The organism is Pararhizobium sp. LjRoot238 (assembly GCF_964252955.1).
In the GTDB taxonomy this organism is placed as follows: domain Bacteria; phylum Pseudomonadota; class Alphaproteobacteria; order Rhizobiales; family Rhizobiaceae; genus Pararhizobium.
In genome coordinates this window covers 3,137,307-3,162,012 of sequence record NZ_CAXUPP020000001.1, presented here as the reverse complement: position 1 = coordinate 3,162,012, position 24,706 = coordinate 3,137,307, and the positions used below count along the sequence as shown (strand labels likewise).

General features: G+C 61.8%; 22 protein-coding genes. 4 read left to right on the top strand and 18 right to left on the bottom strand.

Annotated features, from left to right (window positions below; genetic code table 11):
- Positions 1-99 precede the first annotated feature (99 nt).
- Together ACSQ3F_RS15335 and ACSQ3F_RS15330 are read right to left on the bottom strand one after the other, a co-directional pair.
- A complete protein-coding gene (locus ACSQ3F_RS15335) occupies positions 100-1,002 on the bottom strand; it encodes a carbohydrate ABC transporter permease (protein ID WP_436101013.1) in 903 nt (300 codons plus the stop codon).
- A gap of 216 nt (positions 1,003-1,218) precedes the next feature.
- Positions 1,219-2,454, bottom strand: coding sequence for an ABC transporter substrate-binding protein (locus ACSQ3F_RS15330; protein ID WP_436101012.1), 1,236 nt, complete (start codon positions 2,452-2,454; stop codon positions 1,219-1,221).
- A gap of 466 nt (positions 2,455-2,920) precedes the next feature.
- Here ACSQ3F_RS15330 and ACSQ3F_RS15325 point away from each other — a divergent pair, with 466 nt between their 5' ends.
- The gene (locus tag ACSQ3F_RS15325) at positions 2,921-3,949 is read left to right on the top strand and encodes a LacI family transcriptional regulator (protein WP_436101011.1); all 1,029 of its coding nucleotides are present in this window, start codon (positions 2,921-2,923) and stop codon (positions 3,947-3,949) included.
- A 75-nt stretch (positions 3,950-4,024) separates the two neighbouring features.
- Here ACSQ3F_RS15325 and gndA read toward each other — a convergent pair whose 3' ends face one another.
- Positions 4,025-5,455, bottom strand: a complete 1,431-nt coding sequence (gene gndA / locus ACSQ3F_RS15320) for an NADP-dependent phosphogluconate dehydrogenase (RefSeq protein ID WP_436101010.1) — start codon at positions 5,453-5,455, stop codon at positions 4,025-4,027.
- A 394-nt stretch (positions 5,456-5,849) separates the two neighbouring features.
- Here gndA and ACSQ3F_RS15315 point away from each other — a divergent pair, with 394 nt between their 5' ends.
- On the top strand, positions 5,850-6,248 hold the full coding sequence (locus ACSQ3F_RS15315) for an SRPBCC family protein (protein ID WP_436101009.1): 399 nt from the start codon (positions 5,850-5,852) through the stop codon (positions 6,246-6,248).
- Positions 6,249-6,262: 14 nt separating this feature from the next.
- On the top strand, positions 6,263-6,613 hold the full coding sequence (locus tag ACSQ3F_RS15310) for a VOC family protein (protein WP_436101008.1): 351 nt from the start codon (positions 6,263-6,265) through the stop codon (positions 6,611-6,613).
- 46 nt (positions 6,614-6,659) lie between these two features.
- Here the strand turns inward: ACSQ3F_RS15310 and ACSQ3F_RS15305 are convergent, their stop codons facing one another.
- The 13 genes from ACSQ3F_RS15305 to ACSQ3F_RS15245 all read right to left on the bottom strand — a co-directional run bounded on the left by ACSQ3F_RS15305 (position 6,660) and on the right by ACSQ3F_RS15245 (position 18,715).
- Positions 6,660-7,370, bottom strand: coding sequence for a PAS domain-containing protein (locus ACSQ3F_RS15305; RefSeq protein ID WP_436101007.1), 711 nt, complete (start codon positions 7,368-7,370; stop codon positions 6,660-6,662).
- Positions 7,371-7,756: 386 nt separating this feature from the next.
- On the bottom strand, positions 7,757-8,689 hold the full coding sequence (locus tag ACSQ3F_RS15300) for a lipid A biosynthesis lauroyl acyltransferase (protein ID WP_436101006.1): 933 nt from the start codon (positions 8,687-8,689) through the stop codon (positions 7,757-7,759).
- Between the two features lie 11 nt (positions 8,690-8,700).
- Positions 8,701-9,729 (bottom strand): zinc-binding dehydrogenase, encoded by a 1,029-nt coding sequence (locus ACSQ3F_RS15295; RefSeq protein WP_436101005.1) that lies wholly within the window; start codon positions 9,727-9,729, stop codon positions 8,701-8,703.
- 57 nt (positions 9,730-9,786) lie between these two features.
- On the bottom strand, positions 9,787-11,073 hold the full coding sequence (locus tag ACSQ3F_RS15290) for a beta-ketoacyl-ACP synthase (RefSeq protein WP_436101004.1): 1,287 nt from the start codon (positions 11,071-11,073) through the stop codon (positions 9,787-9,789).
- 13 nt (positions 11,074-11,086) lie between these two features.
- The gene (locus tag ACSQ3F_RS15285; protein ID WP_436101003.1) at positions 11,087-12,292 is read right to left on the bottom strand and encodes a beta-ketoacyl-ACP synthase; all 1,206 of its coding nucleotides are present in this window, start codon (positions 12,290-12,292) and stop codon (positions 11,087-11,089) included.
- A 2-nt stretch (positions 12,293-12,294) separates the two neighbouring features.
- Positions 12,295-12,780, bottom strand: coding sequence for a 3-hydroxyacyl-ACP dehydratase FabZ family protein (locus tag ACSQ3F_RS15280; protein WP_436101002.1), 486 nt, complete (start codon positions 12,778-12,780; stop codon positions 12,295-12,297).
- 239 nt (positions 12,781-13,019) lie between these two features.
- Positions 13,020-13,304, bottom strand: a complete 285-nt coding sequence (locus ACSQ3F_RS15275) for an acyl carrier protein (RefSeq protein ID WP_112834592.1) — start codon at positions 13,302-13,304, stop codon at positions 13,020-13,022.
- Between the two features lie 177 nt (positions 13,305-13,481).
- On the bottom strand, positions 13,482-13,910 hold the full coding sequence (locus tag ACSQ3F_RS15270; protein WP_436101001.1) for a L,D-transpeptidase: 429 nt from the start codon (positions 13,908-13,910) through the stop codon (positions 13,482-13,484).
- A 146-nt stretch (positions 13,911-14,056) separates the two neighbouring features.
- Positions 14,057-15,040, bottom strand: coding sequence for an adenosylcobinamide-phosphate synthase CbiB (gene cbiB, locus ACSQ3F_RS15265; RefSeq protein WP_436101000.1), 984 nt, complete (start codon positions 15,038-15,040; stop codon positions 14,057-14,059).
- A gap of 12 nt (positions 15,041-15,052) precedes the next feature.
- The gene (gene cobD, locus ACSQ3F_RS15260) at positions 15,053-16,057 is read right to left on the bottom strand and encodes a threonine-phosphate decarboxylase CobD (RefSeq protein ID WP_436100999.1); all 1,005 of its coding nucleotides are present in this window, start codon (positions 16,055-16,057) and stop codon (positions 15,053-15,055) included.
- The gene (locus ACSQ3F_RS15255; RefSeq protein ID WP_436100998.1) at positions 16,054-17,358 is read right to left on the bottom strand and encodes a cobyrinate a,c-diamide synthase; all 1,305 of its coding nucleotides are present in this window, start codon (positions 17,356-17,358) and stop codon (positions 16,054-16,056) included. Before ACSQ3F_RS15255 ends, cobD begins: the two co-directional genes overlap by 4 nt.
- Positions 17,355-18,197, bottom strand: coding sequence for a uroporphyrinogen-III C-methyltransferase (cobA, locus tag ACSQ3F_RS15250; protein WP_436100997.1), 843 nt, complete (start codon positions 18,195-18,197; stop codon positions 17,355-17,357). The genes ACSQ3F_RS15255 and cobA overlap by 4 nt, the downstream gene beginning before the upstream one ends.
- The gene (locus ACSQ3F_RS15245) at positions 18,194-18,715 is read right to left on the bottom strand and encodes a cobalamin biosynthesis protein (protein ID WP_436100996.1); all 522 of its coding nucleotides are present in this window, start codon (positions 18,713-18,715) and stop codon (positions 18,194-18,196) included. The genes cobA and ACSQ3F_RS15245 overlap by 4 nt, the downstream gene beginning before the upstream one ends.
- A 334-nt stretch (positions 18,716-19,049) precedes the next feature.
- Between ACSQ3F_RS15245 and ACSQ3F_RS15240 the strand changes: the two genes are divergently transcribed.
- Positions 19,050-19,835: a TSUP family transporter gene (locus ACSQ3F_RS15240; RefSeq protein ID WP_436100995.1), complete on the top strand. Its 786-nt coding sequence runs from the start codon at positions 19,050-19,052 to the stop codon at positions 19,833-19,835.
- 9 nt (positions 19,836-19,844) lie between these two features.
- Here the strand turns inward: ACSQ3F_RS15240 and cobO are convergent, their stop codons facing one another.
- Together cobO and cobN are read right to left on the bottom strand one after the other, a co-directional pair.
- Positions 19,845-20,489, bottom strand: a complete 645-nt coding sequence (cobO, locus tag ACSQ3F_RS15235; RefSeq protein WP_436100994.1) for a cob(I)yrinic acid a,c-diamide adenosyltransferase — start codon at positions 20,487-20,489, stop codon at positions 19,845-19,847.
- 48 nt (positions 20,490-20,537) lie between these two features.
- Positions 20,538-24,635: a cobaltochelatase subunit CobN gene (cobN, locus tag ACSQ3F_RS15230; RefSeq protein ID WP_436100993.1), complete on the bottom strand. Its 4,098-nt coding sequence runs from the start codon at positions 24,633-24,635 to the stop codon at positions 20,538-20,540.
- Between the last annotated feature and the right edge of the window lie 71 nt (positions 24,636-24,706).

Genomic DNA, 24,706 nt, shown 5'->3' with positions numbered 1-24,706 from the left:
ATGTTTCTGGGTGAAAAAATCGGGCGAGGCTTTTTGCCCTGTGGCCCCGGAGCCAGTCTTGAGGCGCCATGGGCAGCCCGCCCTTTGAGCGATACGGTGTCATCCACGCTTGCGTCCTCCGAATTCCAGATAGGCCCAGGGCACGATGATGATCGCAACGGTGATCAGCATCATGGTCGAGGCGGCAAACCCCTGACCGAGGTTCTGCGCCTGGAACATGTAGTCGTAGACATATTTGGCGGGCACCTCGGAGGCGATGCCGGGACCGCCGCTCGTCTGCGCCACGACGAGGTCATAGACCCTGACGATGCCGCTTGCGATGATGACGAGCGTGGTGATGAAGACGGCCCGCATCATCGGGATGATGATGAAGAGGTAGGTCTTCCACATCGGGATCCCATCGACACGCGAGGCTTTCCAGATGTCCTCGTCAATGCCGCGCAGGCCGGCCAGCATCAGGCACATGACGAGGCCCGTTCCCTGCCAGAGGGCGGCGATCAGGATGCCATAGATGACGATGCTTTGATTGTAGAGCGGATCGAAGGTGAAGCTCGTCCAGCCGAGCGATCGAACGACCGATTGCACACCGAATTCCGGATTGAGCACCCATTGCCAGACCAGGCCGGTGACGATGAAGGAGAGCGCGAACGGATAGAGGAAGATCGTACGAAAAGTATTCTCGAAGCGGATTTTCTGATCCATCAGTGCGGCGAGCACGAAACCGATCACCAGGCTGAAAATCAGCGAAAACACGCCGTAGATCGCGAGATTCTCAATCGATACCAGCCAGCGGGGCGCAGCCCAGAGACGCTCATACTGATCGAGCCCGACAAACGATAGCCGCGGCAGGAGCTTCGAATTGGTGAAGGAATAAAACACCGTCCAAAGCGTGCCGCCGAGAAAAATGACAACGGCGGTCAGTATCATCGGAATTGAGGCAATCTTGGAATGCAGATTGCGCAACAACTGGTTTGGCCGGCCGGCATACGCTTGGCCCGTCATGTCTCACTCCTCCCCTGGATCAGGTTCATCCGATTGAAAGCGGCGGCGCCCGGCGCCGCAGCTCTTTGCTCCATCCTCAAGTCCGAAGGATCGCCGGTCCGTCGAGTGGCATCCTGATGAGAAGCCCGCTGCAACAGCCGGCATTGATCATCCGGTTTTGAGTTCCAGACCGGCCCCGCGCGAGACGGAGCCGGCTTTCGATAGAGTTGCCGTTGATCAATCGGCCGACGCGATGATGTCGGTGAAGCGCTTCTGCGCATCTTCCGGCGTCATCGAGGGGTTGGCGAAGAACTCCGAGAAGAGGTCTTCCTTCTGCTTCTGGCTGTCGGCAGACAGAAGCTGGTCGGTGCCTTGGATCACATTGCCCTTGGCAAGGATGTCGAGCCCCTTCTTCATGCAGTCGTTTGCAGCGGCAAGATCGACGTCACCACGCACCGGCAGCGAACCCTTCTTCAGGTTGAAGGCAACCTGTGTCTTCGGATCCAGCAGCGCCGAAGCCAGCGCTTCCTGCGCCTTGGACTTTTCTTCATCCTTCAAAAGCGGGAAATAGAAGGCATCGCCCCCCGTCGAAATCACTTCGTTGACGCCGAGGCCCGGAAGGCAGGTATAGTCCGTGCCAGCTTTCTGGCCGGCTACCTGAAATTCGCCCTGTGCCCAGTCACCCATGATCTGGCCGCCGGCCTTGCCGGTGATGACCATATTGGTGGCCTGGTTCCAGTCCTGGACATTGGTGCCCTTGGACATGCGGCGCGCATCGTCGGCGGCCTTGAAGACCTTGGCGATTTCCGGACCCGCGGCGACTTCCGCATCCTTGTTTCCGAAAACCTTCTCGAAGACGTCCTTGCCGGCGATCGCGACCATCAGTACGTCGAAGGCACCGGCGGCCTGCCAGGGTTGGCCACCGACAGCGAGCGGTACGATGCCCGCCTTTTCGAGCGCGGGTGCTGCGGCGACAAATTCGTCCCAGTTCTTCGGCACTTCGACGCCGGCCTGCTTGAAGGCAGCATTCGACAGCCACAGCCACTGCCAGGAGTGGATGTTGACCGGTGCGCAATAGATCTTGCCCTCGATCGTGCAACTGTCGAGCAGGCTCGACGGCTTGATGATTTCCTTCCAGTTTTCCTTTGTCGCGACATCGGTCAGGTCGCGCATCAGCCCGGCTTCCACCAGTTCCTCGGCTTGACGGCCGTGGTTGAACTGCGTGGCGCCCATCGGGTCACCGCCGGTGATGCGGCTGATCATGATCGGACGCGCGGTACCGCCGGAGCCGGCGATCGCGCCATCGACCCAGTGGTTGCCGGTCGCATCAAACGCCTTCGCCAGTTCGGCGACCGCCGCGGCCTCGCCACCCGACGTCCACCAATGGGTCACTTCCAGATCTGCAGCGCTGGCTGCGCTGAATGGAAGCACTACAGTCGCCGCCAAAGCAGCTGCCAACAAACGCAATTTCATGAGTTTTCCTCCCTCACTGTAACGTTACCGGAAAAACTTAGTTCAATCGATTTGCAGGCGCAACAGCCACAACGCATAATTCCTCAAAAAATATTTTATACATCCATAGGGTGCACACCAAGGCGCAACACCCAAACTCCCTTCGCTTTTCCGCTGCAGTGCATTTTCCTTCAAGAAAGGCCATTTTATCCCGTTTTTTCAGTAAAATATTTGATAGACCCAGAGTTTCGAATCGAATGCGCCTCTCGCAAATGCAAAATCCCGATGACGCAGTGCGGGATTCAACTCTACCGAGAGGCCGGGGCGATATCGACAAAAAAGTCCTCGACAAGCCAACTGTATCGTTACAGATTTTTGACGGCAGGAGAGAACGGGCGATGGGTGCCCATATGTCACAAATCGTATATAAGGCATGCAGGTAACCGCGACGGCGCGGCCTGAACATGAAGAAGGCGATGGGCGGGGAATGGACGAGAAGACCAAGAGCAGGCAGGCCCCGGCGCCATCCTCATTGCAGGAACGGCCGACCCTGAAGACGATCGCCTTCATGACGGGTCTCGGCATCACCACGGTGTCGCGCGCCCTGAAAGACGCTCCCGATATCGGCGCCGAGACCAAGGAGCGCGTGCGTCTCGTAGCGAAACAGGTGGGTTACCAGCCAAACCGTGCCGGTGTGCGCCTTCGCACCGGCAAGACCAATGTCATCAGCCTGGTGCTGTCCCTGGAAGAAGAGGTCATGGGGCTGACGAGCCCCATCGTGGTCGGCATTTCCGAGGTGCTGGCCTCGACACCCTACCACCTCGTCATCACGCCCTACAGGTTCTCCAAGGACGCCCTCGCCCCGGTTCGCTACGTGCTCGATACGGGTGCGGCCGATGGCGTCATCATATCGCGCACGGAACCGAGGGACCCGCGCGTCGAACTGATGATGGAGCGCAATTTCCCCTTCGCCACCCACGGACGCACGGATATGGGACTTATCCATCCCTATCATGACTTCGACAATGAAGGATTTGCCTATGAGGCTGTACGGCGACTGGCGGCTCTCGGCCGCAAGCGCATCGTCCTCCTGCAGCCGCCGCCGCATCTGACGTTCCACCGGCATATGCGAAAAGGTTTTGACCGCGGCATCCGCGATTTCGGCGTGGAGGCGGTCGCCTTCAATGCCGTGGACCTCGACAACAGTCTCGTGGAGATCCGCGCCGCGTTCGAAAGCCTGATGAAGTCGGACGAAGCGCCCGACGGCATCGTTTCGGGGTCGGGCGCAGGTTCGATCGCGTTGATCGCCGGGCTGGAAGCCGTCGGTAAAAAGCTCAGCCAGGATGTCGACATGGTCTCGAAGGTGCCAAGCGATTTCCTCAGCTGGCTGCGCCCGGAGGTCATCACCATGAACGAGGACATCCGCCACGCCGGCAGGGAATTGGCCAAGGCCGTTGTCGGCCGGATTGCCGGCATACCGGCGGAAGAGCTGCAGAGTCTGAGCCAGGCGATCTGACACAAGCACCCGGACATTGAAAAAGCCGCGTGGATCGCTCCGCGCGGCTTTGTCGTTCCACCCGGAATGCCTTGATCAGGCGTTCAGGCCGCTGCCCCAAGGGCCGTGATGCGCATCCGCGCCATCGATACGATCGAATCCATGGGCGCCGAAGAAGTCGCGCTGCGCCTGGATGACGTTTGCCGTGCCGCGGCCGCGGCGGTAGCTGTCGAAATAGCCGAGCGCCGACGCGAGCGCCGGGACCGGCAGGCCGCCGAGGGCGGCCGCGGATACGACTCGGCGAAGTGCGCCGTCGCTCTCCTTGACCATCCTTGCGAAGGCCAGCGTGACAATCAGGTTGGCAACGTCGGGGTCCTTGGTGAAGGCGGTGGTGATCTCGTCGAGGAACTGCGAGCGGATGATGCAGCCGGCGCGCCAGATCTTGGCGATGGTCGGCATCGGCAGGTTCCAGTTGAATTCCTTGGACGCGGCGGACATGACGGCAAACCCTTGAGCATAGGCGCCGATCTTCGATGCAAGCAGCGCGCTCTCGAGGTCCTTGAGAAAGGCAGCCTTGTCGGCAACCCTGAACTCGCCGACATTTGGCAGGCCCAGCACCTTTTCGGCCGCTTCGCGCTCATCCTTCATCGAGGAGATGCTACGCGCGGCCACGGCGGCTTCGATGCCGGTTGCCGGAACGCCCATGTTTTGCGCTTCGATCACCGACCACTTGCCGGTACCCTTCTGGCCGGCCTTGTCGAGGATCAGGTCGACCATCGGTTTGCCCGTGATGGGGTCGGCCGCCTTCAGCACCTTCTCGGTGATCTCGATCAGGTAGGAATTCAGGCGGCCCTTGTTCCACTCGCCGAAAACTTCGCCGATTTCGGTGGCGCTCATCTTCAGGCCGTCGCGCAGGATGCCGTAGATTTCGGCGATCATCTGCATGTCGGCATATTCGATGCCGTTATGGATGGTCTTGACGAAGTGACCGGCACCGTTTTCACCGAGCCAGGCAACGCAAGGGTCCGCATTGTATTTCGCGGCGATCGACGTCAGCACCTTCTCGACGCGCTTCCAGGACTCTTCCTTGCCGCCGACCATGATCGACGGGCCATGACGCGCGCCCTCCTCGCCGCCGGACACGCCCATGCCGATGAAGGTCAGGCCGCTATCCTTGAGAGTGTCGAAGCGGCGCATCGTGTCGCGGAAATTGGCATTGCCGGCATCGATCATGATGTCGTTCTTCTCGAGATAGGGCTTGAGCAGTTCCATCTGCTGATCGACGGCGTCGCCGGCCTTGATCATGATGATGATCGGCCGCGGCGGACGGATCGCAGCGACGAATTCCTCGATGGTCTCGCACGGCACGATCTGGCTTTGCAGTTCGCCGGCATCGGCATAAAACCTCCGGGTCGCTTCGACCGTGCGGTTGAAGACTGCGATCTTGTTGCCCTTCTCGGCAATATTGAGCGCCAGATTCGATCCCATGACGCCGAGACCGATAAGGCCGATTTCCGCCTGTGCCACGTATGTGCCTCCGTTAGACAGTGAAGCGGCCAATGCCCGGCTGGACATGCGCGATAACTCCACCAGATTGACTTGAGCAGGGCGGTTTCGTGCGGCAGGGGATGCCTGAAAGCGCCTTGCGAAATGCTGACGGAGTTTTGGCATTCAAATCGATTAACGACAAGCGATTGTTGTCAAAAGCGAGACTTTTCCGGGCATGCCGAGTAAGCTTCAAGCGGGTGGACACAGCGTTCGACCATGAGGCGATCCGGCGCATATGTCACACGAAGTACGAATGCCGACAAGCCTTTCGCCCGGCGACTTCTCCCGGCAATTGACTGGCTGATTGTCCATTTTGTTCAGGATTTCACGATCTATTCGCTCCAAGCTCGGCGGAATGATGAAAGGGAAACAGATGAGCGTGATGGAAGCGAAAGTCGTCCATGTCAGCATAAACAGGAACTGGCGTGACGTTTATCAGTTTGCTGCCAAGCCGGAAAACATGCCGCTCTGGGCATCCGGCCTCGGCGGCGGCTTGGAGGCCGATGGCGAGGATTGGGTGGCGCACGGTCCGCTCGGCAGCGTCCGCGTCAAGTTTGCGCCGAGGAACGATTTCGGTGTGATGGACCATGTCGTGACGATGGAATCGGGACTTGAAGTCGACAATGCGCTGCGCGTCGTGCCGAATGGCGACGGCTCGGAGGTGATGTTCACGGTGTTGAAACTGCCCGATATCAGCGAGGAACAGTTTGCAGCCGATTCCAACTGGGTCCTGAAAGACCTCAACACATTGAAAAAACTGCTGGAAGCATAACAAGGAAGACGATCATGGGACAGAAAGGCGTCGATCGCCAGATCGACAATATCGAATTCGCCGTTGCCGACATCGCCCGTTCGAAAGCGTTTTACGGCGCTGCGTTCGGCTGGTCGTTCACCGACTACGGCCCGCAATATTGCGAATTCAGCGACGGCCGGCTGACTGGCGGCTTGACGACAGGAACGGTAAGGCCGGGCGGACCACTGGTGATCCTGTATGCGGACGATCTCGCAGCCACGCAAGCGCGGCTGGAGGCGGCCGGCGCGCGCATCGTCAGGGAGACTTTTTCCTTTCCGGGCGGCAGGAGGTTCCATTTCCAGGATCCGGACGGCTATGAACTGGCTGTCTGGTCCGACAAATAGCCGAGATGAAATATGGCGCGAGGGTGGTCACCCTCGCCTTTCGGCCTCACGCGGCGATCGAGCGGCGGCGGTCGGCGATCTCCTGAAGGATCAGGATTGCGCCGATGATCTTGCCGGTGCTCGACATGCAGGGCGTCATCCGGCACCGCACGACGATCGTCCGGTTCTCGACGTCCTTGGGGTAGGTGTAATCCACCAGTTCGCCGGAAAAACATCTGTCGAGGTTCGATTTGACCCGCTGCTCGAAGCGCTGAATGCCGACGAACTCGACGATATGGCGGCCGACGAGGTCCATGGGCCGCTCTTCCAGCCGCGCGGCATTGACGGAATTGGTGTAAAGATAACGGTAGTCGGTGGTGATGACGGCGATGCGGTCCGGCATGCAGTCGAGGATTGCTTCGTTGAGGAAGCCTTCATCGACGCGGCCCTTCTGCAATCCGGCGGTCGATTGCGGCGCCTGGGGCTTTTCGAAAACGTCACCCCTTCCGACCGAGAAATAGCGATCCGCCAGCGCCTGCAGCGCGTCGCGCTGACGCAGCACGCTCGAAACGTCGCCGGCTTCCTTTTGCAGCAAGTCGAGAACAAACTGGAACTGCAGCCGTGCGTCGACCGAGTTTTTCGCTTCTTCGTGATAGATGGCGTCCAGAACCGGTTCGATCTCTCGATCAAGAATATTTATCAGGAGATCATCGCCAGATTTGACGGCATATTGCAGCTGGGAATATTTGAACCAGAAAAGGTCAATCAGTGCCTTCAATTTTCCACCCCACTCCTGCCACCCGTTCAAGCCCCGAAGCCACGGAATTAGAGTCGCAATCCAGACCTAAATCGATTGGATCGCGCATGTTCAATCGTCCGAAGCGCTTGCAATCACCTTGCTGTAATGATTCAGTTTACACCCAAAGAAATCGCGTTCAACAGCCGAGAACCGAGCGGAAACGTTACCGGTGAATTTATTTTCGGCCTCGCCGAGTTGAGCAAAATTCTTCAGCCACGAGACTGGCAAAGATGCCCCTCACCAAGGGGCATCGGTCCGCGAACAAATGCCGCGGAGCCAGCCAAGGCGCGAAAATAGCCGCATCCGTCCAGCCGGGAAGCACTTCCAGACTGATCCTAGTGTTTGCGACGCCTGCTCGCTCCCGATCAGTCCTTGAGACTGCGCTTGATGTTCCAGCGGTCGTGGTACCACAGCCACTGACCGGGGTATTCCCTGACCCAGCTCTCGACCTTGTCATTGAGCAACTGCGCCGTCGCATTGACGTCGACGCCGCCGTCGGCCCTGCGCGGGATATCGATGGCCGGCTCGAGCTCGAGCCGGAATCGTCCGTTCGGCAGGCGGATCGAGCGGGCCGGATAGACCTCGCAGTTGAACTGCCGCACCAGTTTCGCCAGCAGCGGATTGGTACGGACGTCCCGGCCGAAGAATTTTGTCGTCAGCCCCTTGCGGAACTTCTGGTCGACGAGCACGCCGACGGCGCCGCCCGCCTCCAGCTTACGCGCAAGCGTGAACGACGAGCCGGCATGCGAGGGAACGAGATTGCCCATGCGCTGCTTGCGGAAATCGAACACCTTGTCGGCGACATAAGGATTGTTCGGCGGGCGGAAAAGCACCGTCACATCCAGCCCGAAGGCCGCACCGGCGACGGGCAGCAGTTCGAAATTGCCGCTATGGGCGGTAAAGACGATGAACGGACGCGGGTTGTCGCGCAACTCGACAAACAGCGGGATGCCCGAGACTTCGATGCGGCCCGGCTCCGGGTTTGCCGGATCGAAATCGAAGAGTTGGTCGAGAAAAACGTATTCGGCAGCCAGCCTTCCGATGCTACCCCAGCTTTCGAGCGCGATCGCCTCGATCTCCGCCTCGCTCTTTTCGGGAAAGGCATTGCGCAGATTGGTCATGGTCAGCTTGTGCCGGCGCTTCAGCTTCGGTCCGAGCCAGCGGGTGAAACGATCGGCAAATTCGATGGCGCCGTTGGCTGGAAACAGTTTCAGCGTGCCGAGCAGCAGAAAGACGAACTGGGCGATCGACCACTGGCGGAAATGCTCCGCCGCAAGAACCAGCCGTGTGATCAGCATGCGCACGATTTTCAGTCCATCCGCAGGATGATTTTGCCGAAGACCTGGCGGGTCTCCATGCGCTCCAGCGCCTTGTCGATTTCGGTGAAGCCGACTTCGGTGTCGATGACCGGATGCACCAGTCCGCGCGCCATCTTCTGCATGGCATTGGCCATGTTCTCCATGCGGCAGCCAAAGGAGCCGAGCAGCTTCAACTGCTGCTGGAAGAGCATCATCAGGTTCATGTCTGTCGAGACGCCCGAGGTCGAGCCGCAAGTCACCAGACGCCCGCCGCGCTTCAGGCTGAACATCGATGCTGCCCAGGTGTCCTTGCCGACATGTTCGAAGACGACGTCGACGCCCTTCTTCTTGGTAAGCTTGCGAACGACGCCCTCGAAGCGGTCGGTGCGGTAGTTGATGACATGATCGGCGCCGAGCGCCTTCGCCTTCTCGATCTTGTCGTCGGAACCGACGGTGGTGATGACGGTGCAGCCGATCTTCTTGGCAAGCTGGATCGCCGCCGAACCGATGCCCGAGCCGCCGGCATGAATGAGGATGGTTTCGCCCGGCTCGAGCCTGGCATTGTCGAACAGCATGTGCTCGACCGTGCCAAAGGTCACCGGAGCGACAGCCGCGGCCACCGCATCGACGCCCGGAGGCGCCGGGACGAGCAGGCGCGCGGGAAGATTGACCTTCTCCTGGGCGAAACCATCGAGATGGAAGCCGTGCACGCCGCCGACATGTTCGCAGAGATTGTCGCGGCCTTCGCGGCAGGGGCGGCAAAGGCCGCAGGTGCGCGCGCCGTAGATCGAGACAAGCTGCCCCGGCAGCACATTGGCGACGCCCGGGCCGATCTGGTCGACCACGCCCGACGCTTCCGCTCCGATCACCAGCGGCATCTTGCGCTTGGCAAAGGCCATGCCGCGCCAGCCCCAGACGTCGATATGGTTGAGCGCAACGGCCTTGACCCGGAGCGTGACTTCGCCGGGACCCGGCGCTTCCGGTTCAGGAAGGTCGGTGATTTCCAGCTTGCGGTCGTCGATCAGTTGCAAAGCGCGCATGATATTCCAGTCCTTCGCCCAAAGGCGTCTTTCATCGAAAAAGTGTCGCCTGTCCGATTAGGCGGGTTCCGCCGTCATGACAAGGCTGGCGTTCTGGCCACCGAAGCCGAAGGAGTTCGACAGCACGGCCGTCACCTTTGCATCCCGCTTCACATTCGGCACGACGTCGAGCACGATTGTTGGATCGGCGTTGGTGTAGTTGATCGTCGGCGGCAAGGTGCCGGTCAGCATGGTCTGCAACGAGAAAACCGCCTCGACCGCACCGGCCGCCGTCAGCGTGTGGCCGATCATCGACTTGTTCGACGACACCGGGATGCTGGCAAGCGCCTCGCCGAAGACCGCCGACATGGCGCCATATTCCATCTTGTCGTTTTCCGGCGTCGAGGTGCCATGGGCATTGATGTAGCCGATGCCGCTTTCGGCAAGGCCCGCATCGGACAGCGCAGCGCGGATCGTCGCGATCGCCGGGCCGCCGTCCGGGGACGAGCGGGTGCGGTGGAAGAGATCAGCCTTCTCGCCGCAGCCCTTCATGATGCCGAGAACGCGGGCGCCGCGGGCAACCGCCGCTTCCAGGCTTTCGAGCACCAGCGTCGCCGCACCTTCGGCGATGACGAAACCATCGCGATCCTTGCTGAAGGGCTTGGAGGCCTTTTCCGGGGGATCGTTCTGGGTCGAAAGCGCCGACAGTAGCGAGAAGCGGATCAGCGCTTCGGCGCTGACCGAACCGTCGGTGGCGACGGTCAGCGCGCGGTCAGTACGGCCCTGGCGGATCGCCTCGACGCCGAGCTGGATCGCGGTCGCGCCGGAAGCGCAAGCGGTCGAAAGCGTCACCGGCAGGCCGCGCGTGCCGAAACGATCGGCCAGACGCTCGGAAATGGCGCCGAACAGCATGGCTTCGTGAAAGACGGGATCGGCCTTGTTGCGCAGAACCGCCATGAAGCGGTCATAGGCATCGCCGGGGCGTTCGGAGGCCGGTGCCCGGTCGGCAAGAGCAAAGCGGTCGCTCCATTCCGGCTCGATCGGCGGGGCGGCAAGGAACAGCGGCCCGTTGAAATCGCCGGAAAGCCCCGCCTGCGCCAGCGCTTCCTCCGTCGTTGCACGGGCGAAGGCATAGGAGCGCTCGACGGAATTTTCCGCCGGCACATCGATGAAATCAACGGTGCCGGAAATGCGGGTCGACAATCCTTCCGTGGGAAAGCGCTTGATCGCGTGAATGCCGGAGACGCCGGCCGTCAGCGCCGCCCAATTGTCCTTCAGCCCCTGTCCGAGCGAGGTGATAACGCCCATGCCGGTGACGGCGATGATCGGACGGCCGAGATGATCGGTGAATTTCGATGCGGTCATGATGGTTCACTCCTCACGCATTGGCCGACAGCAGGGCAACACCCTCGCCGCGAACATGGCCGACAGTTGTGACGACGGCTGCCGTTGCCCCGGCGGTCATCGCCCGTTCCCGGCCGGCGTCGAACGGCGGAACCTTCGCCCGGCCGTCAAGCGTCAGGGCAGCGAGCGCCAGGCCAAGCGGAAACTGGGTTTCGAGCGCATGCCCGGTCAGGCCGCCATAGGCGCGAAGCGCAGCGCCGGGAACCACTGCCTCGAGCACGGCCTGCTCGCGCGCCGCCAGATCGTGAAAACCGGTCGTGCCGCAGAAAACAACCGTGCCCTCGCCCGCCAGATCCTTCGCCGGTTCCAGAAGCCGTTCGAGCCGCGCCTCCAGCCGGCCCGCCTCGCGGCTGCCGCGATCGCCCTCGATCGCGTCGATCGCCGCATAGATGTGGGCGCCGCGGGCTTCCGCGTGAGCGCGCGATTCCAGGACGAGGAAAGCGCCGACCGAGCCGAGGATCATGCCGCCGCCGTCTTCGGCCTTGCGCCCCCAAAGCGGCTGCCATTCTCCACGGGCGTGGCCCTGGATAGCCTCGATCAGGAGCAGCACGTCCTGCCGTTCGGCCACGAAGGCGCCGCCGACGAGCGTATGGGTGGACTGACCCGCCTTGATGCGGGCGAAGGCCGTTTCCACGGCCGAAATGCCGGCGCCCTCCTCGCCCATGAAGGTGCGGGACGAACCGGTCACCTTGTGCACGATCGAGATGTTGCCGGCCATCAGGTTGGAAAGCTGGGCGAGAAACAGGGTCGGACGCAGCTCCGTCGTCAGCTTCTCGTTGAGCAGCCGCTCGCGGTCGTTGCGCTTCAGCCCCTCGTCGACGATCAGCGAATCGACGGTGATGTCGCGCTCGCCGCCGCCGGCCGCCACGATCATGTCCATCGAGCCGCAAGCTTCGAGGTCATCCTTGAAGCCCGCATCATCCAGCGCCAGGCCAGCGGCGAAGACGCCGAGACGCTGCCAGTTTTCCATCTGTCGCTGGTCGCCGCGTTTCGGGATCTGCTGCGACCAGTCGATTTCCGGCAGCGGATGCACCGGATAGGGCGCGAAGCGTTCGGTCTCGATGCGCACGGCTGGCGGCTGATCGGCGGTCAGAAGCGCGGTATGTACCTCTGTGCCGACGCCCTGGCTGGTGACGATGCCGACACCGGTGATCACAACATCATTGGCGGATTTGCTCATCGTCATTCCCCCGTCGCGGCTGTGGCTGCCATCGCCGCCATCAGCCCCACTTCTTCGGCACGCTTCTTTACGATCGGGCCAAGCGGCACCTGATCGAAAGGCATGGTCCGCAGTTTCAATTGCGCGTCGCAGACCTTCTTGCCCTGCGAGGTGATTTTCGCCTTGGTGACGGCAAAGCCGGAGCCGTCATGCTCCAGGAAGGCCTCGATGTCGAGCACAGCTTCCGGTTCGACGAAGGTGCGCATCTTCGCACCATCAACCGACATCAGGAACGGCATGGCCGCAAAATCGGTCGCGGCCAGAACGAGAAAACCCGAGGCCTGCGCCATCGTCTCGATCAGAAGAACGCCGGGCACCAGCGGATAGCCCGGAAAGTGCCCTTCGAAAACCGGGCTCTTGGCAGGAACGACCGAGCGCGCCGTGAGCGTCTTGGCGGTGAGATCGAGGGTCTCGACCCGGTCGATCATCTGAAAATATTCAAGGAGCATCAGGAGCAAATCCAGCTTGGTCCGGAGCGCGGCGCATCGAGAAACAGCACCTGGAATGCTCCGGATTTCAAATCCGCATGACCGCGCCTGGTTTGGCCCGCCCGAAACCGGTCCGGCGGCGCGATCATGCGACCGTCAAGTAAAAACGCAAATGCCGCCTGTCAAGCGCAGTCCACGCGACAGGCGGCATTGATGTGGTTCATACACGTGTTGCCGCGCGTTGGAACGCGGGCCATTCGTCAGCCCTTGGCAGCCTTCAGCTCGTCGATCTTGGCGCAGAGGTTCTTGAGGACGAAATATTCCTCCGTCGAAACCTTGCCTTCGTTGACTTCCTGAGTCCACTGCTCGAGCGGGATCTTGATGCCGAATTCCTTGTCGATCGCAAAGACGATGTCGAGGAAGTCCAGGCTGTCTATGCCGAGATCGTCGATGGTGTGGCTTTCCGGCGTAATCGTCTCACGATCGATTTCGCTCGTTTCTGCAATGATGTCGGCAACCTTGTCGAATGTAGCTGTCACGCGCATACCTCTTTAGAATTCATGTTTTGGCGAACCTATAGGTAAATGCGGCTGAAAAGCCAATGGCCTTGAGCCCAAGAGTTGCATTTATGACGATGGTGTTGCGCAAACATCAGATGAGCGGCCTGCGCCGCCAATCCGGCTGCGCATGCGCCGCTCCATCCGCTTAACCGCCGCAAGGGTTCAGCGGGTAACGACGATCTTGGTGTTCTTCAGACCGTACTGGCTTGCAAGCGAGAAGAACTCCGCGGCATTTTCCGGGTGCAGGCGGATGCAACCATGAGAGGCAGGGCGGCCGAGGCGCTTGAGATCGAAGGTCGCGTGAACGGCGTAGCCGCCGTTGAAGAACACCGCATAGGGCATCGGCGCGTCGTCATATTTGCGCGAACGATGGTTCCTCGACAGCCACTTGGCGCTCCAGCTTCCCTGCGGCGTGACATAGCCCTTGCGCGCGGTCGAGACTTTCCAGCGATAGCGGACGACGCCGTTCTGCGAGACTGTCATCGTCTGAGAAGAAAGACTGATATTGGCAATAAGATTGGCAGCAAAGGCAGACGGTGAATGAATTTGCATGAACAAGAAGGCCAAAAAGGCCACGACGATTCTACGCATTAAAGTCCTCTCCGGATATACGCACCTTTTTACTGGTGTTCCAACGGACGAAGACCTAACATTATTCGAATGATATTCGCTTAAGACAAATGGAAAATGCCGGATTAATAAATCCGGATCAGAGTTTCCGATCTCGGTAAAGAAAGCTAGGCTATACTGACAAGGAGAGCGACAAACGCACTCAACAGGACGAGCGCCGTGCAGGCGCCGTAGAATATGGAAACGCCGGTTTCCACGTCACCGACCGTTGCAACTGCCCGGCCGGACCCATTGATCATCGGCTCATTGACAAGAGAACCGGAATAAATCCGCGGGCCTGCCAATCGAATGTCGAGCGCGCCCGCCATGGCTGCCTCCGGCCACCCCGAATTCGGCGAACGATGCAGACCATGGTCACGCAGCGCGACGCCGATGGCGCTGCGGGCGGCGCGGCCGCCGGTTGTGAAAAAGGCGCCGGCTGCGATCAACAGGATCGACAGGCGTGCCGCCGGGACATTGGCGAGATCGTCGAGCCGGGCGGAAGCCCAGCCGAAATGCAGATATTTCGGGCTCTTGTGGCCGATCATCGAATCGGCGGTGTTGAGCATCTTGTAGGCAAGAAGCCCTGGCAGACCGAGAACGGCATACCAGAAGGCAGGCGCAACGACGCCGTCGGAGAAATTTTCGGCCAGGCTTTCGATCGCGGCACGGCAGACCGCCGGCCCATCCAGGGTTTCCGGATCCCGCCCGACGATCATCGACACCGCCTTGCGCCCGCCCTCCAGCCCGCCGAAGCGCAGCCCCGAGGCGACGCGGGCGACGTGGTCGGCAAGGCTCTTCTGGGCCAGGAAGACCGCGACGAGGATCGTTTCGAGCGCCATTCCGAACGGACCCAAGTGAGCGAACAGCCAATGCAGCAGCCAGCCGCAGACGAGGCTCCACGCCAAAAGCGCGGCGATGACGAGAACGCCGCTGACCTTCAGCGTCTCATCGCCCAGGCGTTTGCGATTGAAAGTCCGGTCGCACCAGCCGATCATGGCGCCGAACAGCACGACCGGATGCGGCAGACGGCACCAGAGCCAATCGGGATCGCCGACAATACGGTCGAGCGCCAAAGCGGCAACGAGAACAACGAGGATTTCGGTCGACATGCAGGGGTCCGTTCAGGCGAGGTCCGCGCGGCGCAAGGCCTCCGCCAAACGTGTATCGCCTGAAATATCCGGTGCAAGCCCAATCCTCAGCCAGGACGGCGCATAATCGAATTTTCTCGTCAGGATGTGAGCCCGGCACAGAAGTGTGTGCAGACGCGCAGCCTGCCGGTGTTCCACCAGCGTGAAAAGCGGCGTGCCACCGATGATCTTCAGGCCGGCCCTGTGGAGAACATGCTCAAGCGCCGCCTTGCGCTCGGTGATGGCGGATTGCACGGCATTCGTATCGCCGTTCATTGATGCCGCGGCAATCATCAGCGCCGGACCGGAAACCGACCATGGCCCAAGCCATTCGCGAAAGTCCGACAGCACCGGATCGCCGGCAATGACGAAACCGAGCCGCAGGCCGGCCAGGCCGAAAAATTTGCCGAATGACCGAAAGACGATCAGGTTGTCGTACTCGGCTACGAAAGGCACGATACTCAAATCGGGCTGCATATCGCCGAAGGCTTCGTCAACAAGCAGTATGCCACCGGTGGCCTTCATCCGCCGGGCCAGGGCAGCGATTTCACCTGGAGGATAGACGCGTCCCGTTGGATTGTTGGGATTGACCAGGATCGCCAGCCCATGCTCCGGCGTCAATTGATCCGACGCGGATATCTCATCGACGGCAAAACCGGCGGCAAGAAAAACGCGGGCATATTCGCCATAGGTCGGCGCGAAAATGGCGACACGGCGGGCAGGCGCGGCCATACGCGGCAGAAGTTGAATGACCGATTGCGTGCCGGGGACCGGGAGCGGCAGGATATCGCTGCTGCGATAATAGCGGGCGGCAGCGTTTCGCGCAGTATCGACCAGATGACTGTCCGGCAGCCGGTGCCAGGCATTGACCGGGATATCCGGCAGGGAAACCGGATTGGGATTGATGCCGGTCGAAAGATCGAGCCAGTCCTTTGGCTCACCGCCGAACGCGTCTGCTGCTTCGGTGACCCCACCGCCGTGCATGATCGGAGCGCTCATGGGACCTCTGCCATATCGATGATGTGCATGAAGGATCCGGCCACCTGGCCGCGCCGCAAGCCGGCCGATCCAAGCTGCGTGCCGGTCGCATCGCTCGTGTCGAACAAACGGTCGGCATCGCCTTCGGACAGGATCGACGCATAGTGAAATTCATGCGCCATCAGCGGACCGTCAAAGAAACTGGTGTCGAGCGGCCTCACCCGCCGGTAGCCGAGATGCCGCTTGCGTTCGGCAAAGCTGGTGGAGAGCGGCAAGAAACCGAGCATGTCGTAGCGTGCGCCATCCGCTGCCACAAGCCCGTCGCCGAGCACCATGTAACCGCCGCACTCGCCAAAAATCCGGGCGCCACGGTCGCGTGCCCGTGCCATGCCCGATTTGAACCGCGCAGCATTCGCCAATATCCCGGCGTGAAGCTCCGGATAGCCGCCCGGCAGATAGATCGCGTCGGCGTCTTCAGCGGGCGCCTCGTTCGCGAGCGGCGAAAAGGCCGACAATTCGGCACCGGCCTTGCGCCAGCCGGACAAAAGGTGCTCGTAACAGAACGCGAAGGCGATATCGCGGGCGATTGCGATTTTTTGGCCAAGCGGCTTCAACGGCAGAACATCCGTCTTCAAGCGATGCGATGATCCAGATCGAGCCGCCGATAGAACGGCGTCCAGATCACAGCCCTGTTCGACAAACATCGCCGCCCGCTCGATGAATGCGTCCAGTTCACCATGCTCTCCGGCCTGCACGAGACCGAGATGGCGCTCGGGCAATTTCAGGGCATCGTTCTGGCGAAGCACGCCGAATACCGGCATGTCGACCGTCTCCAGCGCGTCGCGCAGCATCTTTTCGTGACGATCGCTGCCGACCTTGTTGAGGATGACGCCTGAAACATGGACGTCGTCGCGATGGCTGGCATAGCCGCGCACCAGAGCAGCGACCGAATGCGCCATGCGAGCGCAATCGACGACGAGGATGACGGGCAATTCGAGCAAGGCAGCAAGATCGGCTGGCGATCCGGTTCCATCGGCGGCCGCGTCATAAAGGCCCATCATTGCCTCGATGATCAGCGCTTCGCCATTGGCGGTTGCCGCCTCGGCATTGGCTCGAAGAAGATCCGGCCGCATGGCCCAGGGATCGTAGTTGAGGCAGGCCCGGCCGCTCGCTGCGGTGTGAAAAGCCGGATCGATATAGTCTGGCCCCGCCTTGCCGGGTGCAGAAGCAATTTCCCGATTACGCAGGGCACGCATCAGTCCGAGCGTTACCGTCGTCTTTCCGGATCCGGAAGACGGCGCGGCGATCAACAGGCCTGTCATGCCGGGTCCTTGAAGGCGCGGCTCGACAGCGGATCGGCATTGAGAACGCGCCCGTCAAGGGCGCCCAGCCAGTCGAGCGCAGAGCGCAGGCGCACCACCTCGCCGACCACGACGATCGCCGGCGGCTCAAGCCCGGAGGCGGCGACATCTGCCTCGGCATGTTCCAGCGTCGTTTCCAGCACTGTCTGATCCGGCGTCGCGGCGTTGCAGACGAAGGCGACGGGCTCCTCTGGCGAGCGGCCGGCCGAGATCAGATTGGCCGTGATCTGGCCGATATGCTTCATCGCCATGTACATGACGATGACCGGTGATCCCTTGGCAATGCCTTCCCAGTTGATGCGGTCGGGAACGACGCCGGAGGAATCATGGCCGGTGAGGAAGGTCACGGCGTGGTTGACCTCGCGGTGCGTCACCGGAATGCCGGCATAGGCAAGCCCGCCGATGCCGGCCGTGATACCCGGTACGATGCGGAACGGGATGCCGTGTTCGACCAGCGTCAGAGCCTCCTCGCCGCCCCGGCCGAAGACGAAGGGATCGCCGCCCTTCAGCCGCAGCACGCGCTTGCCCTGGCGCGCCAATTCGACCAGACGCAGGGAAATGTCGCGCTGCTTCGGCGACGGCTTGCCACCGCGCTTGCCGGCAAACTCCAGAACCGCGCCGGTCTTTGCCATCGCCAGACAATCGGAATTGACCAGCGCATCGTGGACGATGACGTCCGCCTGGCGAAGAGCGTTGACCGCATGCAATGTCAGGAGGCCGGGATCACCCGGACCCGCGCCGACGAGCCAGACGGAGCCCGGCTCAAGCTCGGGAAGACCGGAAAACAGCGCTTCCGTCATAACGCCATCTCCGCTCCGGCATGCGCCGTCCACGCTGAATCAGGCTGTGATGATGCGGAATCGTTTTGTTCACAATCGGCGACAACATCCTCAATCGATTCGATAAATACGCCGCCGGCGATCGCTGCCGTTGCATGGGCAGACTTGATCTTCGGCACGATCAGAGCGCCCGATTGTCCGGCCGCAGCCAGCGCCGCCGCCTCCGCGACGCCATGGCAGCCGGTGAGCGCGAAGACGATTTCGGAAGGATTTTTCAGCCGCGCGGTTTCGGCTTCCAGCGTCGCGGCGTCGAAGACCCGGAATGGCACGCAGAAATGCGCAGCGGCAGCGATCATCGCCGGTTCGGTCGCGCGGACATCAAGCGAGGCGACACAGGCAAGTGAGCGGCGTTCAACCTTGGCAGCCGTCAACGCCTCTTCCGCCAGCCGGATCAATTCGTCCGCGGGCGTGCCACGCTCGCAGCCAAGGCCGAGAACAAAAGGCGTAGCACCCGCCTGATTGCCGGTATTCACGTGCATTCGAAAAAGAGGCCTCCCACGCCGTATGATCACGATGCGCGGGCCTCGACGCCGCAAAGCTTCGAGGCGGTCTGGACAGCACCGGATGAAGCCCCCTGGATGGGTCGGCCGCACCGGACGCTCTTTCAGCCCACCATGATGGGCGCCGTCGCACGTCCTTCCTTTCTACCGAACGGCACCCGGCCGGTCAAACCGGATTGCGTCATTCGAACCGCAGTCAACGCCACGATGCGGAATGTTCCATCTCGTTGGGGATCAACATGCAGGCTGTCTTTGCTTTTCCGGGCAACCTCTGACAAACAGGGCTGAATTCTCCGCCTTTCGCGAGTCTCCCTTGCACGATCTTGCCCCCCAACTCTTCGCCTTGTTGTTTGCCGCTGCTTTCCTTGCCGGTTTCATCGATTCGATCGCCGGCGGCGGCGGCATGATCACCATTCCCGCCATGCTGATCGCAGGCATTCCGCCGCTCGAAACGCTCGGAACCAACAAGCTGCAGTCGCTGTTCGGCTCCGGCTCGGCAAGCCTTGCCTATGCCCGCCACGGGCACGTGGACATTCGCAGGCAACTGCCGATGGCCGCAATGTCGGCACTGGGGGCGGCGCTCGGAGCCATCCTCGCCACCGTGGTGCCGGGCGATGTGCTGAAGGCCGTTCTCCCCTTCCTGCTGGTCGCGATCGCGCTCTATTTCGCCGTCAAGCCGAGGCTCGGCGATGCCGACAAGGCACAACGAATGACGCCTTTCCTGTTTTCGCTGACGCTGGTACCGGCGATCGGCTTCTACGACGGGGTCTTCGGCCCGGGCACCGGCTCGTTCTTCATGCTCGCCTTCATCGCTCTTGCCGGATTCGGTGTTTTGAAGGCAACCGCCCACACGAAATTCCTCAACTTCGGCTCCAATATCGGCGCCTTCATCGTCTTTCTGCTCTACGGCGTGGTCCTCTGGAAAGTCGGCTTGTTGATGGGCGCCGGCCAGTTCTCCGGCGCCCAGGTCGGCTCGCGGTTCGCCATGAAGAGCGGTGCCAAGATCATCAAGCCGCTGCTGGTTGTCACCTGCGTCGCGCTGGCGATCAGGCTTCTGGCCGATCCGGCCCACCCGGTCCGGATCTGGCTCGGCGTCTAAAGCGGAAACTCAGTATTCGACCCCAACCTGAGCCTTGATGCCGGAGCGGAAGGGGTGCTTGACCAGTTCCATTTCGGTGACGAGATCGGCCGCTTCGATCAGTTCTTCCTTGGCGTTGCGGCCGGTCAGGACGACATGGGTCATGTGCGGCTTTTCCTCTTTCAGGAACCGCACCACTTCCGCGACGTCGATGTAATCGTAGCGAAGGGCGATGTTGATCTCGTCGAGCAGGACCATGGAATTACGCTCGTCGCGGATCAGTTCCTTGGCCTTCTCCCAAGCCTTCTGCGCCATCACCACATCGCGGGCGCGATCCTGGGTCTCCCAGGTGAAGCCCTCGCCAAGGGTATAGAACTGGCAGAGATCGCCGAAGTGCTTTTCGATCAGATCGCGCTCGCCCGTCTCCCAGGCACCCTTGATGAATTGGACGACCGCGGACGGCATGCCATGGGCGATGTGGCGGAAGATCATGCCGAAGCCGGCCGTCGACTTGCCCTTGCCCTTACCGGTGTTGACGATGATCAGACCCTTCTGATCGGTCTTGGTCGCCATGATCTTTTCGCGCGCGGTCTTCTTCTTCGCCATTTTCATGGCATGGCGAGCCTCATCATTGACGGGAGTCGTTTCGGTCGTCGGCAGATCGTCTTCGCTCATGGTGTCTCCTCTCAGAATTTGATTGTTTTTCGAACGGCGCGCTATGGTCTACTCCGCGGCAGTCGAAAGGCCTTGCAGTTCGAAACGTGCCGAATTGGAACGTGGCGACCAGAGGCCGCGATCGATCGCCTCCATCAATTTGTCGGTCATCTCACGCAACGCCGCCGGATTCTTGTCTTCCATGAACTGGCGAACGCGTTCGTCCATGACATAGGCCTGGTAGACCGCCTCGAAATGGTGGCTGCGCACGGCGCCGGTCGTTGCAGCGAAGGCGAACATGTAGTCGACCGTCGCGGCAATCTCGAAAGCCCCCTTGTAGCCGTGGCGCATGACACCCTCGATCCATTTCGGATTGACGACGCGGCCACGCACCACCCGGCCGATCTCTTCCTCCAGCGAGCGGATCACCGGCTTTTCCGGGCGGGAATGATCGTTGTGGTAGATCGACGGGCGCGTGCCCGACATCTGCTCCACCGCAAGGCTCATGCCGCCTTCGAACTGGTAGTAGTCGTCGCTGTCGAGCAGGTCATGCTCGCGATTGTCCTGGTTCTGCACCACGGCGTCGACCGTCTTCAGCCGCGCCTCCAGAAGCCCGCGCTCCGCCTTGCCGTCCTCGCCGGCGCCATAGGCGTAGCTTCCCCAGGTGAGATAGGCGTCGGCCAGATCGGCGCGGTTTTCCCAGCCCTTTTCATCCATCAAGGCCTGCAGCCCTGCGCCATAGGCGCCGGGCTTGGCACCGAAGACGCGGTAGGAGGCGCGCCGCGCGGCCTCTTTCGGCGTAACGCCGGCCGCTTCAAGCCGCACGGTTTCCGCCCGCATCCGTGCCGCGATCATGTTGTCGGCATCGTCCTCCTCAAGCGCGCCGATGGCCCGGATCGCGTTGTCGAAAAGCGCGATCTGATCCGGGAACGCATCGCGGAAGAAGCCGGAAATGCGCAGGGTCACATCGACGCGGGGACGTCCCAGCACGGCAAGCGGCACAATCTCATAGCCGGTCACCCGGCGGGACATCATGTCCCAGGTCGGCTTGGCGCCGATCAGCGCCAAAGCTTGGGCGATATCATCGCCGCCGGTGCGCATGTTCGACGTGCCCCAGGCCGTCAGCCCGAAGGAGGTCGGCCATTCGCCATGGTCCTGCAAGTAGCGGCGGATCAGCAATTCGGCCGATTTCTTGCCGAGTTCGAAGGCCGCCGGCGTCGGCACGGCGCGGCTGTCGACCGAATAGAAGTTGCGGCCGGTGGGTAAAACATCCGGCCTCCCGCGCGTCGGCGCACCGGAGGGTCCGGGCGCCACGAAGCGGCCGTCGAGCCCGGTCATCAGCGCCGCGATTTCGGCAGGACCGGATTGGACGATCGACGGCTTCAGGCGGATCTCCACGTCCTCCAGGACTGCTTGCGTGGCAGTCCAGTTTTCCGGACAGGCAAGTTCGCCGGCGACCAATTTTGCAGCCAGAAGTTCGATGCGCTCGACCGTATCGCCCGCGGTGCGCCATGGGGCGTCGCTGAGCTCCGCCAGGATCGCACGTTTCGGACCCGTCCAGGGATCGGAGAGGACGCAGTCGAGCGGGTCGAAAGGACGCTCCGGATTGATCTCCCCCCTTGTGGGGGAGATGTCGGCCCGGCCGACAGAGGGGGGTACCGCGGCGTCTGAGTTTGCGGAGGCTTTACCCCCCTCTGTCCTGTCGGACATCTCCCCCACAAGGGGGGAGATCGATGCGGCGCGCCCCGCATCCGCCGCTATCGCCCGTTGCAGGCTCTGATCGCCGCCCTCGCCCTGCCCGCGCGGCACCCTCGCCAAGGCAACCGTCAGATCGGTCAGAAGCCGTCCTTCCGGCGCGACGCCAAATACATGCAGGCCGTCGCGGATCTGCAGTTCCTTGAGGTCACAGAGATAGGCATCGAGCTTTTCCAGCGCCTTGTCCTCGGCATCGGTCCGGTCAATGCCGGCATCCTGGTCAAGGCCGATATCCCGCACAAGGTCGAGAATCTGCTTGCTGAGCAGCCGCAGACGGCGGGGATCGCCGCCGGCCGCGTCGTAATATTCGTCGACCAGCGCCTCAAGATCCTTGAGCGGCCCATAGGATTCGGCGCGGGTGAGCGGCGGCGTCAGGTGGTCGATGATCACTGCGCTGGTGCGGCGCTTGGCCTGGGTGCCCTCGCCCGGATCATTGACGATGAACGGATAGAGATGCGGCATCGGCCCGAAGACCGCTTCCGGATAGCAGGTCTGCGACAGCGCCAGCGCCTTGCCTGGCAGCCATTCGAGATTGCCGTGCTTGCCCATATGGATGATGGCGTGGGCGCCGAACTCCTTCCGCAGGAAGGCGTAGAAGGCGAGATAGCCGTGCGGCGGCACGAGGTCCGGCGAATGGTAGGTTTCCTTCGGATCGATATTGTAGCCGCGCGCCGGCTGGATGCCGACCAGGGTCTCGCCGAAGCGGGCGAGCGGCAGCGCAAACCGGCCATCGCAGAAGAACGGATCGGCCGCTGGTTCGCCCCATCTACCCGTGACTTGATTCTGAATCTGAACCGGAAGAGACGAGAAGAAGGCATTGTATTGATTGAGCGAAAGCGTCTCGCGGATTTCGCAATCCGAGCGTGCCGAATTGGTTGGCCCTTCCATCAGATACCGGATCAGCGAGTCCCCATCGCGAGGGATGTCATCGATATGATAACCACCTGCGGCCATGGCCTTCATCACTTCGATCGTCCCGGCCGGCGTATCGAGTCCGACGCCGTTGCCGAGCCGGCCGTCGCGGTTCGGATAGTTCGCCATGATGATCGCCACGCGACGCTCATGGGGTGTCGCCCTGCGTAGCCGCGCCCAGTTGGCAGCCAGTTTCGCGGCGAAGGCGACGCGGCCCTCGAGAGGCTCGTGACCGACGATGTTGGCCTCGACATCCGGATCATAGACGGCGGCGGCTTTAAACGAGACGGCGCGCGACAGGATACGGCCGTCGACCTCGGGCAGCGCCACGTTCATCGCCAGATCGCGCGCCATGAGACCCTGCGGCGAGGCTTCCCACGCCTTCCGGGTAGAGCCAGAAAAGATCACCTGCAGCACCGGCGCATCGGTGAACTCCAGCACCGTTGGCTGGCGATCCGCTCCCGGTGCGGAGACCGCAAAGCCGGTGGCGTTCATCACCACGTCCGGCGGCGCCTCGCCAAAGATCGCCTCCAGCGTGCCGATCGACACGGCATCCTTGAGGCTGGAGACGAACACCGGCAGGACAGTCATTCCCTCGGCGGAGAGCGTCTCGATCAGGGCCTCGACGGGCCTGGTTTCGCCGCTTTGGACGAGGGCGCGATAGAAGCAGAGGGCGACGATGGGTGCGTGCCTTAGTTCTTCCGTATGCGCGGAGGCTTTACCCCCCTCTGCCCTGTCGGGCATCTCCCCCTCAAGGGGGGAGATCGCTGGGGGACGCTCTCGTTTTTCCAAGTCGCTCGCGGCAAGTTCGAAGTCCGCTTCGGACTGACCAGATTGCCGCGGGTCAATCTCCCCCCTTGAGGGGGAGATGTCAGCGAAGCTGACAGAGGGGGGTAACTCTCCGCTCGGGACGAACCCGACCGTCTTCTTCCACGCTTCGACGCCGATCACACCCTCGCTCGGCCACCAGATACCGGCCTTGAGCAACGGCGCGGCAGGCTCCGGTTTTTCCGAACCGTCGATCAGCGCATCGGCATAGGCGAGCAGCCGCGCCATATTGTCGGCACCGCCCTCGGTGAAATAGGCCCACATCCGGTTGCGGTCTTCGGCGGAAACCGTCGAAAACGGCTCGAGGCCGGGATCCGGCTTGTCGTAGCCCGGCAAAACGGCGATCTGGAATTTATGCGTGACGGCAGCCGCATGCAGTGCCTCCAGCACGTACTGAAAGTAGCTCGCGCCGCCGAGCGGGCGGACGATGATCAGCTTGGCATGCCGCGCCGTGCGCTCGACATAGGTATCGACCGACATCGGATGTTTCAGCGTCAGCAGACTTGCGACCCGCAGGCTGGATTTGCCTTGCCGCGTGCGGTGGGCGGCGGCGATCGCCGAAAGCTCGGTATCGGCAGCGGACAGGAACAGGACATCGGCGGGCGATTGACCGAGGTCGATCGCTTCCTCGCCGTCCGAGATGGTGCCTTTCTGGGCTAGGAGGAGATGCATGGCATTCTCCGGGGGCCGAAGTACCCCCCTCTGTCTCTGCGTGACATCTCCCCCTCAAGGGGGGAGATCGA

What these genes read in the sequence shown, in the direction of transcription:
- ACSQ3F_RS15290 (WP_436101004.1), bottom strand. Translation starts at nt 11,073, where the DNA reads ATGACCGCATCGAAATTCACCGATCATCTCGGCCGTCCGATCATCGCC.
- ACSQ3F_RS15295 (WP_436101005.1), bottom strand. Translation starts at nt 9,729, where the DNA reads ATGCGCGCTTTGCAACTGATCGACGACCGCAAGCTGGAAATCACCGAC.
- ACSQ3F_RS15285 (WP_436101003.1), bottom strand. Translation starts at nt 12,292, where the DNA reads ATGAGCAAATCCGCCAATGATGTTGTGATCACCGGTGTCGGCATCGTC.
- cobD (WP_436100999.1), bottom strand. Translation starts at nt 16,057, where the DNA reads ATGAGCGCTCCGATCATGCACGGCGGTGGGGTCACCGAAGCAGCAGAC.
- ACSQ3F_RS15300 (WP_436101006.1), bottom strand. Translation starts at nt 8,689, where the DNA reads ATGCTGATCACACGGCTGGTTCTTGCGGCGGAGCATTTCCGCCAGTGG.
- cbiB (WP_436101000.1), bottom strand. Translation starts at nt 15,040, where the DNA reads ATGTCGACCGAAATCCTCGTTGTTCTCGTTGCCGCTTTGGCGCTCGAC.
- cobN (WP_436100993.1), bottom strand. Translation starts at nt 24,635, where the DNA reads ATGCATCTCCTCCTAGCCCAGAAAGGCACCATCTCGGACGGCGAGGAA.
- ACSQ3F_RS15280 (WP_436101002.1), bottom strand. Translation starts at nt 12,780, where the DNA reads ATGCTCCTTGAATATTTTCAGATGATCGACCGGGTCGAGACCCTCGAT.
- ACSQ3F_RS15310 (WP_436101008.1), top strand. Translation starts at nt 6,263, where the DNA reads ATGGGACAGAAAGGCGTCGATCGCCAGATCGACAATATCGAATTCGCC.
- ACSQ3F_RS15255 (WP_436100998.1), bottom strand. Translation starts at nt 17,358, where the DNA reads ATGACAGGCCTGTTGATCGCCGCGCCGTCTTCCGGATCCGGAAAGACG.
- ACSQ3F_RS15245 (WP_436100996.1), bottom strand. Translation starts at nt 18,715, where the DNA reads ATGCACGTGAATACCGGCAATCAGGCGGGTGCTACGCCTTTTGTTCTC.
- ACSQ3F_RS15335 (WP_436101013.1), bottom strand. Translation starts at nt 1,002, where the DNA reads ATGACGGGCCAAGCGTATGCCGGCCGGCCAAACCAGTTGTTGCGCAAT.
- ACSQ3F_RS15325 (WP_436101011.1), top strand. Translation starts at nt 2,921, where the DNA reads ATGGACGAGAAGACCAAGAGCAGGCAGGCCCCGGCGCCATCCTCATTG.
- ACSQ3F_RS15315 (WP_436101009.1), top strand. Translation starts at nt 5,850, where the DNA reads ATGAGCGTGATGGAAGCGAAAGTCGTCCATGTCAGCATAAACAGGAAC.
- cobO (WP_436100994.1), bottom strand. Translation starts at nt 20,489, where the DNA reads ATGAGCGAAGACGATCTGCCGACGACCGAAACGACTCCCGTCAATGAT.
- ACSQ3F_RS15270 (WP_436101001.1), bottom strand. Translation starts at nt 13,910, where the DNA reads ATGCGTAGAATCGTCGTGGCCTTTTTGGCCTTCTTGTTCATGCAAATT.
- cobA (WP_436100997.1), bottom strand. Translation starts at nt 18,197, where the DNA reads ATGACGGAAGCGCTGTTTTCCGGTCTTCCCGAGCTTGAGCCGGGCTCC.
- ACSQ3F_RS15330 (WP_436101012.1), bottom strand. Translation starts at nt 2,454, where the DNA reads ATGAAATTGCGTTTGTTGGCAGCTGCTTTGGCGGCGACTGTAGTGCTT.
- ACSQ3F_RS15275 (WP_112834592.1), bottom strand. Translation starts at nt 13,304, where the DNA reads ATGCGCGTGACAGCTACATTCGACAAGGTTGCCGACATCATTGCAGAA.